This window comes from Phenylobacterium sp., from assembly GCF_035276905.1.
Taxonomy (GTDB): Bacteria; Pseudomonadota; Alphaproteobacteria; order Caulobacterales; family Caulobacteraceae; genus Phenylobacterium.
On record NZ_DATELG010000246.1, the window covers coordinates 41,747 to 52,530 of the forward strand.

Annotated in this window: 11 protein-coding genes and 1 tRNA gene; 4 read left to right on the forward strand and 8 right to left on the reverse strand. The window is 67.1% G+C overall.

Going from position 1 to position 10,784, the window contains the following annotated elements; all coding sequences use genetic code 11:
• Positions 1-3: 3 nt before the first annotated feature.
• The 4 genes from VJS38_RS11590 to VJS38_RS11605 all read left to right on the forward strand — a co-directional run bounded on the left by VJS38_RS11590 (position 4) and on the right by VJS38_RS11605 (position 3,034).
• On the forward strand, positions 4-453 hold the full coding sequence (locus VJS38_RS11590; protein WP_324088305.1) for a nuclear transport factor 2 family protein: 450 nt from the start codon (positions 4-6) through the stop codon (positions 451-453).
• A 67-nt stretch (positions 454-520) separates the two neighbouring features.
• The gene (locus VJS38_RS11595) at positions 521-931 is read left to right on the forward strand and encodes a nuclear transport factor 2 family protein (RefSeq protein ID WP_324088306.1); all 411 of its coding nucleotides are present in this window, start codon (positions 521-523) and stop codon (positions 929-931) included.
• On the forward strand, positions 928-2,010 hold the full coding sequence (locus VJS38_RS11600) for an NAD/NADP-dependent octopine/nopaline dehydrogenase family protein (protein ID WP_324088307.1): 1,083 nt from the start codon (positions 928-930) through the stop codon (positions 2,008-2,010). The genes VJS38_RS11595 and VJS38_RS11600 overlap by 4 nt, the downstream gene beginning before the upstream one ends.
• On the forward strand, positions 2,000-3,034 hold the full coding sequence (locus VJS38_RS11605) for a 3-hydroxybutyryl-CoA dehydrogenase (RefSeq protein ID WP_324088308.1): 1,035 nt from the start codon (positions 2,000-2,002) through the stop codon (positions 3,032-3,034). The genes VJS38_RS11600 and VJS38_RS11605 overlap by 11 nt, the downstream gene beginning before the upstream one ends.
• 84 nt (positions 3,035-3,118) lie before the next feature.
• Here VJS38_RS11605 and VJS38_RS11610 read toward each other — a convergent pair whose 3' ends face one another.
• From VJS38_RS11610 to VJS38_RS11645, 8 genes are all read right to left on the reverse strand, one after another.
• Entirely contained in the window at positions 3,119-3,862 is a 744-nt protein-coding gene (locus VJS38_RS11610) for a CatB-related O-acetyltransferase (protein WP_324088309.1), read from the reverse strand.
• Positions 3,863-3,963: 101 nt separating this feature from the next.
• Positions 3,964-4,452, reverse strand: coding sequence for a VOC family protein (locus VJS38_RS11615; protein WP_324088310.1), 489 nt, complete (start codon positions 4,450-4,452; stop codon positions 3,964-3,966).
• A gap of 384 nt (positions 4,453-4,836) precedes the next feature.
• Entirely contained in the window at positions 4,837-6,135 is a 1,299-nt protein-coding gene (locus VJS38_RS11620) for a nitrate/sulfonate/bicarbonate ABC transporter ATP-binding protein (protein WP_324088311.1), read from the reverse strand.
• Between the two features lie 11 nt (positions 6,136-6,146).
• Entirely contained in the window at positions 6,147-7,898 is a 1,752-nt protein-coding gene (locus tag VJS38_RS11625) for an ABC transporter permease (protein ID WP_414692438.1), read from the reverse strand.
• Between the two features lie 291 nt (positions 7,899-8,189).
• Complete coding sequence (locus tag VJS38_RS11630; protein ID WP_324088313.1) at positions 8,190-8,837, reverse strand: response regulator transcription factor; 648 nt, start codon at positions 8,835-8,837, stop codon at positions 8,190-8,192.
• Positions 8,824-9,900, reverse strand: a complete 1,077-nt coding sequence (locus VJS38_RS11635; RefSeq protein ID WP_324088314.1) for a sensor histidine kinase — start codon at positions 9,898-9,900, stop codon at positions 8,824-8,826. The genes VJS38_RS11630 and VJS38_RS11635 overlap by 14 nt, the downstream gene beginning before the upstream one ends.
• 164 nt (positions 9,901-10,064) lie before the next feature.
• Positions 10,065-10,400, reverse strand: a complete 336-nt coding sequence (locus tag VJS38_RS11640; RefSeq protein ID WP_324088315.1) for a hypothetical protein — start codon at positions 10,398-10,400, stop codon at positions 10,065-10,067.
• A gap of 215 nt (positions 10,401-10,615) precedes the next feature.
• Positions 10,616-10,691: transfer RNA gene (locus tag VJS38_RS11645), tRNA-Lys, on the reverse strand.
• Positions 10,692-10,784: the final 93 nt, after the last annotated feature.

Here is a 10,784-nt window from a genome sequence, read left to right on the forward strand (position 1 = left end):
GGCATGCGCGGCGGCGTCGACTTCGAAGTGCGTCTGAAGGAGCTTGCCGATCGCGCCGAGTTGCTGGCGCTGTTCGATCGCTACTTGCGTGTGCCGGACGAGGGGCGATGGGAGCGGAGCTGGCTCGAGACGATCTTCACCGAGGACGTGTCGCTCGACTACACGCTCGCGACCCACGAAGGGCTCGACGGACTCGCGGAGTTCGGCAGGGCGGTGCATGCCCAGTTCGAGCTTTCGCACCACTTCGGCGCGAACTGCCTTGTCAAGCTCGACGGCGATCGGGCGAGCGTTCGAGCGAACATGATCGCGACGCACGTGCCCGACGTCTCGCTCGGCGGCCATTACCTCTTTGAGGCGGTGCGGACGCGTGGCGGCTGGCGATGCCGGCGGCTGAAGATGAACATCGTATGGAGCGCAAGCGGCGGGCGTCAGGCGGATCAAAGCGCTTTTTGACCAGCCGAGGGATCAATTTACGCAAGGACTGCCGATGCCCCATGAGGTCCCCCAGATTCCGCAGGCGATGCTCGACCTGATCGACCGGGCGGAGATCACCGATCTGCTCAGCCGTCTCGGCGTTTGCTTCGACGAAGGTCGATTCGATGAACTCGGCGATATTTTCACCGAGGACGTGACCGGCGATCTGTTCGGCGGGCCGCTTCTGGGCCGCGCTCATCTCGAGGAGAAGGCGCGCGAGGCCCTGGGGCGCTGCGAGCGCCACCAACACGTGATTGCAAATGTGATCGTCGACTTGCGCGCCGACCAGGCGGGCGTGCGCGCAAATCTGATCTCGACGCACGTGGCGGTCGCTGCGGAGCCGACCGCCTTCCGGCAGACCGGCAGCGCTTATGAATTCGACGCCCGTCGCACGCCTGACGGGTGGCGCCTGTCGAAGGCGGCGATGCATAGCCTCTGGACCAAGGACCAGCGATGAAAGTTGCAGTATTGGGCGGCGGCCACGGTTGCTATGCGGCCGCGGCGGAATTGAGCCGCAACGGGCATGAGGTGTGGTTCTGGCGCCGGGACGCCGCCGCGTTCGCGGCCCTGCGCGAAAGCGGGGGAATTCTGGTGCGCGATCATGGCGGTGAACGCCTCGTCCCGGTGGCCCATCCCACCGCGTCGCTCGAGGAGGCCGTCAGCTCCTCGCAAGTGATCGTCATCCCGTTGCCGGCGCTCGCGCATGAGGATCTGGCGAAGGCGTGCGCGCGCCATTGGCGAGACGGACAAGTGGTGTTTTTGCCGCCCGGAACCCTCGGCTCCCTGATGTTCGCCAAGGCGGCGCGGGGCGCGGGAAACATGGCCGACGTGAGTTTCGCCGAGACGGGCACCTTGCCCTATCTGGTCCGCAAGCACGGGCCGGCCTCGATCGTCGTGAGCGCGACGGCGACGCGGCTTCCCACCGGCGTCTTTCCGGCTCGCAACAGCGACGCGGCGTTCACGCTGCTTCGGCAGGCGTACGCCGCCGTGGAGCCGATCGAGGATGTCCTGTCCGCAGCGCTGATGAACGCCGGCCCTGTCATCCACCCACCGCTGATCCTCATGAATGCGGGGCCGCTCGAGCATTTCCCGGCCTGGGATATTCATAACGAAGGGACGCAGCCCTCCATCCGCGCCGTCACGACGGCGCTCGATGCGGAACGCATCGCGACGCGCAAGGCTATCGGCTACGCCGCGCCGCACTTCCCGCTCGCGGATCACTACAGTTTGGATGGCGAGGAGTGGATGTACGGCCGAGCCGCGCATGAGCGGCTCACGGACAGCGGCGATTGGCGGGAAAAGATCGATTTGCGAACCCATCGCTACATGCGCGAGGATACGGCGCTCGGCCTGAGCTTGCTGGTCTCCATCGCCCGCTGGGCCGGCGCGCCGGCGCCCGTGGCGCAAGGTCTGCTTGCAATTGCTTCAGCGTTGCTCGGAGAGGATCTCTACGCCGCGGGACGCACGCTCGAGCATCTCGGTCTCGCCCGGTTGAAGCGCAGCGAGATGCGGGAGTTTCTGCACGATGGCTACTGAAGCTCCGCGCATCGGCGCCGTCGGCGCCGGACGAATGGGCAGGGGCATCGCCACGGCGTTCGCGATCGCCGGCCGCCCGGTCACCTTGATCGACCTGCGCCCGCGAGACACGGCGAGCGCAGCGGCGCTGGAGGCTGCGGCGCTTGGCGCCGTCGTCCAGGACATCGCCTTTTTGGTCCGGCTCGGACTGATGGACGATGCGGCGGCGAAGCGGGCCGCGGGCCGCGTCGCCTTCGCTCCGCTGGCCAAGGCCGGCGATGCGATCGCTGCGTGCGAGGTTCTGTTCGAAGGGGTCGCCGAAACCGTCGAGGCGAAGGCGGGGTGTTTCGCGGTCATCGCAGAGCATGCGCAAGCCGACGCCATCATCGCCTCGACCACCTCGACGATTGACGCCGAGACGCTGGCGCCGCTCGTCCCCGGCAGGGAGCGGTTCCTCAATGCGCACTGGCTCAATCCTGCGCATCTGATGCCGCTTGTCGAGGTGAGCCCCGCCGCGTCGACGTCCGCCTCGGTGGTCGACGCCATGCGCGAGCTGCTCGTGTCGATCGGCAAGGTGCCGGTCGTCTGCAAATCATCCCCCGGTTACATCGTCCCCCGGATCCAGGCGTTGGCGATGAACGAAGCGGCGCGGATGGTCGAGGAAGGCGTCGGGAGTGCGGAGGATATCGATACGGCCGTCCGCGTCGGCTTCGGTCTCCGCTTCGCCGTGCTGGGGCTGCTCGAGTTCATCGACTGGGGCGGGGGAGACATACTCCACCACGCGAGCACGTTTCTTTCCAAATCGCTTGATCCGGCGCGCTTTGCAGCGCCGGCGATCATCGATCGCAACATGAAGGAGGCGCGACGCGGACTTCAAGACGGGGTCGGCTTCTACGCCTATGATGGCGTGGATCTGGACGCCTACCGCGCCGCGCGAATGAGCGACTTCGTAGGCATGCTGCGCCAGCGTGACCTCTTGCCCCGGATCGAGTCTGCAGGGGGCGGCGAGGCGCCCGCTTCCAGTACCGCTGCGCCGAGGAATTGACGGGCTGGGCGAGCAGGGCGCCCGGGGCGGTATCGCGCTCTTCGTCCGCGCTGACTTCACCGCGCTGGAAACCTACGCCGCCGGTTACGCAGCCAGGATCATCTCTCCGGTGAGCGGCGACGCTGGCGCCATCTGCTCTGGGGGTGAGGCTTCAATCTGGCGGAGAAACGCTTCCGGGTTTCGCATGTCATATGCGCTCAGCGCGTCTGGCCCGGATCGCCACCATTGCGAGGCCTCCAGTCGCGATGCGATCCCGTCGCCAAACCGATTGCGAATGATCCGCGCAGGGCTGCCGGCCACAATGGTGTAGGGCTCGACGTCTCGGGTCACGACGGCGCGCGCGGCGACAACCGACCCGTTTCCAACCGTCACGCCCTTGGTGAACATGGCGCCCTGCCCAATCCAGACATCATGACCGATGGTCACAGGCCCGGTGCGGTCGGCGAAGCGGCGGGACTCGTAGCGCTCCACGCCCCGGTCCCGCAGGTAGTTCATCAATCCATCGTGGCCGCGCGGCGTGAAAAACGCTGACGCTGTCGAGACCCATTCACTCGGGTGCGTGCTTTGAATGAACTCGACGTCGACACCGATCGAGCAATATCGGCCGATCCGAGTGTTCGGAAGCATCGGGCTGCCTGTGTAGGAGAAAGCCCCCATACGCGCCGGAATGACCGCGCCCGCGAATATTTCGCAGTAGGGCTCGAGTTCGCAATCGGGATTAATGTAAACACGCTGCCCAATTCGCCACCGCTCCGCGCCGAATGGGTGCAACGCAATCCGGTGGGCTCGGAGGAGGTCAAGAATGGCCTTGGTGATTTCTAGGATCATTCCGGCAAGCACTTAGCGGGCGCCGAAGGGTGCTGACAAGCTGTGGCGCCTTTGGCCCGCGTTCGCTCCGCTGGATCCTCTTCGCCCGCTGCTGTTGAGGTTCAGCCCACGCCGCGGCGCGCCGCCTCGATCTTCGCCACGTCGATCTTCTTCATCGTCATCATCGCCTCGAAGACGCGCTTGGCGACGGCCGGATCGGGGTCGGTCATGCCCGCCAACAGCTGGCGAGGCGTGATCTGCCAGGAAAAGCCCCAACGATCCTTGCACCAGCCACAGGCGCTTTCGGCGCCGCCCTCGCCGACAATGGCGTCCCAGTACCGGTCGGTCTCGGCCTGGTCCTCAGTCTCGACCATGAACGAGACCGCCTCGTTGGCCTTGAAGTTCGGCCCTCCGTTGAGCCCGACGAACGGCGCGCCGAGGATCGTGAACCCGACCGTCAGTTCGGCGCCTTGCCGCCCGTCGGGGAAGTCCGCGGGCGCGGCCATCGCCGCGTCGACATGGCTGTCGGGGAAGACGCGGGCGTAGAACTCGGCGGCCTTGCGGGCCTCCCCGTGGTCGAACCAGAGGCAGGTGGTCATCTTGCGGCCCATCGATCCGTCTCCTTGTTTGGGGCTTCGGAACTCTTACTCGGTCAGACGCCTCCGGGGGCATCCTAAGCCGAGGACGCAGGCGCAGGGCGCGCGCCGACAAGGGGGCGATAATTCTCGCAGCGAGCGGCCTCAGCGGCGAGGTCGGCGATGCATTGCTGGAATGGAGGCTCCGCCGGGTCCAACCCGATGTCTGCGCACGCGGCCGGAAAGCTCGATCTTCTCGGCCTGTTCCGGGACGGGAGGTTGCATGGCGGACGCGGGAGCGGATGCGAACGACGTGCGCGCCGCGGCTTCGGAGGCGCTCAGTTCACACAGGCTGAGGGGGGCGCCCACCGCGTCGCCGACGGCAAGGCAGTCGTGCCGGGCTTGCGGTCCGTCGGCGCCCTAGGCGGGATCGTCGAGCGAGAACAGGTCCGCGCCCTCGTCGTAGGCGAAAGCCTCACCGTAACGGGCCCAGTTGATCACCGCCTTGAGGGTCTGATCGGCGTCCTTTTCCGACATCAGGTCTTCCAGCTCGTCGCGGAAGCGCCCGGCCGGCGCCTGGTGGGAGGACCGCTCGTTCAGCACCCGGCGGATGTGGTTGGCCAGGGGCACGTAAGAGATCAGATGCTGGGCGAAGAGCTGCTTGCGGCCGTCGACATCGGCGTCGGCGTACTTGCGCGCGGCCGAGGTCAGGCGCAGGTCGCCGCCGTCCAGCTCGGCCAGACGCAGGAGTTGCAGGACTTCGGCGATGGGGAAGAGCTCGTCCGCCTCGTACTGCAGCGCCGTCGCCAGGTCCGGAAGGTGAGCCTGGCCGCCAAACGCCGGCCCGCTCACCGCCTCGATCAGACCGGCCATGATATTGGTCGAGACCCGCGGCAGCACCATGCCGATCCCCATGCCGGGAAACAGGCCGTCGCGGCTCTTGTCGTCGGCGGAGGTCGGGCGTTGCGTCATGCGCGCATAGATGTCGTCGACCATCCGGCGGAACGCCGGGTGCAGGCGGTTGCGCGGCTGCGGCAGATCGACCTTGATCTCGGCGACGATCCGGCCCGGGTTGGAGGAGAACACCAGAATGCGGTCGCACATCAGCACCGCCTCCTCGATGTTGTGCGTCACCATCAGGATCGACTTGATCCCCATGCGCCCCTCGCACCACAGGTCGAGCAGGTCGGTGCGCAGGGTCTCCGCCGTCAGCACGTCCAGGGCCGAGAAAGGCTCGTCCATGAGCAGGACGGTGGGATCGACGACCAGGGCGCGGGCCAGGCCCACGCGCTGGCGCATCCCGCCGGACAGCTCCTTGGGATAGGCGTTCTCGAATCCGTCGAGTCCGATCAGGTCGATGGCCGCAAGCGCCCGCCGCCTCCGCTGCTCGGGGGACACGCGCTTGGCCTCAAGGCCCACCTCTACGTTCTGCTGCACGGTCAGCCAGGGGAAGAGCGCGAAGGTCTGGAAGACCATGCTGACGGTTGTCGGCCGTCCGTCCGAGGTGCGCGGGAATTTCACCTCGCCGGAGGTCGGATGGATCAAGCCGGCGATGGAGCGCAGCAAGGTGGACTTGCCCGAGCCCGAGCGGCCGAGCAGGCCCACGATCTCGTTGTCGAACAGCGTCAGGTCGACGTCGTCGAGCACAAGATGTTCTCCGCCGTAAAGGTGGCGGACATTCTTGACGTCCACGAGGTGGCGATCGTCGATGGCGGTCACGGCGACCTCCCTTAAGCAAGACGCAGGCGACGCTCGGCGAACCGGTACATCGGCCGCCAGAGCATGCGGTTGAAAGCGATGACGAAGATCGACATGACGGCGACGCCCAGGGCGACGCGGGCCCCGTCGCCATCCGCCGTCGCCTTGGCGATGAATGCGCCCAGGCCCGCGGCTTCCAGATGCTTGTCGCCCCAGGTCACCGCCTCGGCGACGATGCTGGCGTTCCACGAGCCGCCCGAGGCGGTCAGCGCACCGGTGACGTAGTAGGGGAAGATCGCGGGCAGGGCGACCTGGCGCCACCATTGCCAGCCGCGGATGCCGAAGATGCCGGCGGCCTCCTTCATGTCGCTGGGGATGGCGCTGGCGCCGGCGATCACATTGAACAGGATGTACCACTGGGTCCCGAGCACCATCAGTGGCGAGAGCCAGATGTTGGGATCGGCGTGCAGCGCCACGATCGCCACCACCACGAACGGGAACAGCACGTTGGCCGGGAAGGCGGCGAGGAACTGGGCGATGGGCTGCAGCCGCTCGGCCCAGGCCGGACGCAGGCCGATCCAGACACCGATCGGCGCCCAGATCAGGCTGGTGAGCGCGATCAGCACCACGACCCGGGCCAGGGTCGCCAGGCCCAGGCCGAAGACGACCAGCACGTCGTTCCAGTGCAGGGTGCGGCTGACGAAGGTCCAGATCCACCAGACCGCTGCGGCGACCGCGACCGCGATCACCGCGAGCCAGAGTCCGTCGAGCGCCCGCGCGGCCTTGGGCCCGAGGCGGACCGGTTCCACCCGGACCGTCGGCCAGTCGACGGCCGCCATGGCGCGCGCCGGCCAGTTCAACGGCGCGGCGGCCAACCGCAGCCAGCGGGTGCGGCGGACGAGGTCGTAGACCCAGGAGCCGGGACGATCCTGCGAGGCGGTCTGCTCGAACCGGAACTTGTCGGCCCAGGCGACGATCGGCCGGAACACCAACTGGTCGTAGAGCAGGATGACCACGGCCATGGCGCCCACGCCGATGGAGACCGCCTTCATGTCCTGGCGGTCGATCGCCAGCGACAGCCAGGATCCGATTCCGGGCAGGGCGATGGTGGTCTTGCCGACCGTGATGGCTTCGGAGGCGACGACGAAGAACCAGCCGCCCGACATGGACATCATCACGTTCCACACCAGCCCGGGCGTGGCGAACGGCAGTTCCAGGCGCACGAACCGGCGCCAGGGCGAGAAGCCGAACTGCTGGCTGACCTCATCCAGGTCGGTCGGGATGGTCCGCAGCGACTGATAGAAGCTGAACGCCATGTTCCAGGCCTGGCTGGTGAAGATCGCGAAGATCGCCGCGCACTCCACGCCCAGTTCGCGCCCCGGAAACAGGCCCATGAAGAAGGTGACCGTGAAGGTCAGGAACCCCAGCACCGGCACCGACTGCAGGATGTCGAGCGCCGGCACGATCACCAGTTCGGCCTTGCGGCTCTTCGCGGCCAGGGTGGCGACGGTGAAGGTGAACAGCAGGGACGCCCCGAGCGCCGCGAACATCCGCAGCGTGGTGAGCAGGGCGTATTCCGGCAGGCGCGCCGGATCGAGCGTCACCGGCGTTGTGTGCAGCCGCGACAGCGGCTCGCTCATTTCGCCGGCGCCCCGCAACACCAGCACGGCTGTGGCGGCCAGCAGCAGGAAGGCGATGAGATCGGCCCAGGAGGGCGCAGGTCCGACGCGCAAAAACCGCGCGAGCGGCCGGGCTCCAAGGCGATCTCCGGATAGAAAGACCATGGCTCACCTCGTCTGACGCCGCAGAGGCCGCCACGGGTCGAGCCTGATCCCAGGCCCTAGCTGGACGTCCTCAGCGGCGCGTTAGATCGACCGTTACTGTCGCTAGGCATTGATTTGAGTTCCTGGGGCGTCAGACGCGCTGCAGCCTACGCGGCGACGGGCGGGGATTAGCATCGCGGGTTCCGCCCGGCCAGCGACCCCACGGTCCAGCTCAGCTATATTTGCGAATAGGCAGGATATACTTTGGTATATGCCGCCGCGACACGCATCAGGCGGCGGCCGTCGGTTCGGCTAGTGAAGCTCGGGATCGAGCTGAAGGCGGTCAGAGAGCCTGACGAGGTCGGCGAGCGAGTCCGCCTGCATCTTGCGCATCACGTGCCCGCGCCGAACCTTGACAGTGATTTCGCTCACCGACAGGTGCGCCGCGATCTGCTTGTTGAGCAGGCCCTGGACGACAAGGCGCATCACCTCCTGCTCGCCGCGCGAGAGGCTTTTCCATCGCTCGCGCAGTTCGGCGAGGGCGCGCGCCTCGCATCGACGGGAACGATCAGCGTCTATTCCCTGCTGGATCGCATCGAGCAGCTCCTGGTCATTGAACGGCTTGGTCAGGAACTCGATGGCGCCGTTCTTCATGGCCTTGACGGACATGGCGATGTCGCCATGGCCGGTGATGAAGATGACGGGACGCTCGATGCCGAGGCCGGCCATCTGGCGCTGGAAGTCGAGGCCGCTCTGCCCGGGCATGCGGACATCGAGCACCAGGCAGCCCGGCGTGTCGGCGACGCCGGTCCGGAGAAGCTCCTGGGTCGAGCCGAAGCACCGCACGTCGAGCCCTACCGACGCCAGCAGATCCGCCAGGGCGTCTCGGACCGAGCGGTCGTCGTCAACCACATAGACAGTGGCTTGTTCTGGCTCGCCGGCCAAGTCACGCGCGCTCATGCCTCACCTCTTCGGCCGGCAGGCTTACCTGAAAGACCGCGCCGCCGCGAAGCCGGGGGGCCGCGGCGATGTGGCCGCCGTGGGATTCGACGATCGACTGGCAGATCGCCAGGCCCATGCCCATGCCGCCCGGCTTTGTGGTCCAGAAGGCCTCGAACAGGTGCGCCTGCATCTCCGCCGGCAGGCCGACGCCGGAGTCTTCCACGGCGAAGGCCACCCGTCCGGAACCCTCCTGGAACGACCTCACCTCGAGACCGCGGCGCGCAACAGGCACGGCCTCCATCGCCTCGATGGCGTTGAGGAGAAGGTTGCCCAGCACCTGCTGCATCTGGATCCGGTCGGCCAGGACCGGCGGCACGTCGGTGGCGAGGTCAAGCTGGAGCGAAATGCCGTTGCGGCCCAGCTCCTGCCGCGCCAGCGTGACGGCCTCGGCGATCACCTCGTTGAGGTTGATCCGCTCGCGTCGCGGCGGTTCCCGGCGGGCGAGCCCGCGGAGGCGGGCGATCACGGCGCTCGCCCGGTTGGCGTCAGCGATGATCCGGTCCACCGAACGGCGCGCCCTGTCGAGGTTGGGCGGGTCTTGATCGAGCCAGCGCAGGCTTGCATTGGCGCTGGTGACGACCGCCGCCAACGGTTGGTTGACCTCATGAGCGATGGACGCCGTGAACGCGCCCAGGTTCGTCATCCGCGCCATGCGGACCAGCTGCGAGCGCGCCTCGTAGGCCGCCGCTTCAGCCGCCGCGCGCTTGACGCCCAAGTAGGCCGTGATGCCGATCGCTGCGATGCTGATGGCCGAATTGGCCAGGCCTGCGCCGCGCGCGCCCGACGGCGTCAGGGCGAAGCTGACCAGGGTGAGGAGAACGCAGAACGCCGCCAGCGCCACGACGCCACGCGTCGAGAGCAGGCCGATCGCCAGCAGGATGACGACGACGTAGAAGACGGCGCCGGCGATCTCGAGGTTGGTCCCGGTGTCGAAGACGAAGATGCCGACCAGCAGCGCAGCGATCGCCGCCGCCCGCATCCTGGGACGGGCCACCCAACTGGAACGCGACGGGTTCTTCATGGCCGCCCGTCCTCCCTCTCCTTGGCGGTGCTCAAACCGTGACCCCTGGTCGGGCTGCATTCGACCGCAGGCGCAACTGTCATCACCGCCGTTCCGGGAGCAAGGCGCCTGCTCGTGCCGCTCAGCCCAGCCGCCGCATCTAGGTTTTTCCCTCCGCCACCACCTCACGACGAGGGCCGATCCCGACCAGACCGCGTTCGAGCGGTAGCCAAGCGAAGCAGCCCGCCGTCCGCATCGAACCCAAAAACCTGGCCCGCCGCGACCAGCTCAAATGCGTTTTCCTCGCCGCGGAACACGAGCCGCTCGCCGACGCGGCCGTCCACTCGATAGACGAGGTTCAGCGCGTCGGCGCCGAATTTCGCTGCTTGCACCACCTCGGCTATGCCGCCGGCATCCAGGCCTTTGACCCGCGCACCAGGCTTCAGCTCTTCGAACGCAACCCCCACCGACACCCCCACGCGGTCACGATAGTGAATGCGCCACAACTCAAGCGGGCGCACGATAAGATGTGTGTGTGCGACAGGAATGGACGCAGGCCGGCGAGACCGCGTGCGACCAGGGTGGAGAGCAATTGAGCTGAAAGGACCCGTTATGAGGCCGGGCGACGGTCACCAGCGCCACATTCGCGTGATGAGGGGCGGGTCCAGGCCCTGTTCCCCATATGATGCCCGCGGCCTTCGCTGTGGGGATCAAGAGACGTTAAGTATTTGAAAAGTGGTGGGTGTAGTAGGATTCGAACCTACGACCCGCTGATTAAGAGTCAGCTGCTCTACCAACTGAGCTATACACCCGTCCCGGCTCCGGATCCTCGTTGAGAGGCCCGGCGGCGAGGGCGCGGAAAATACGCGAAAACGCGGCCTTGGCAAGCGCCCTTGCGAGACAAG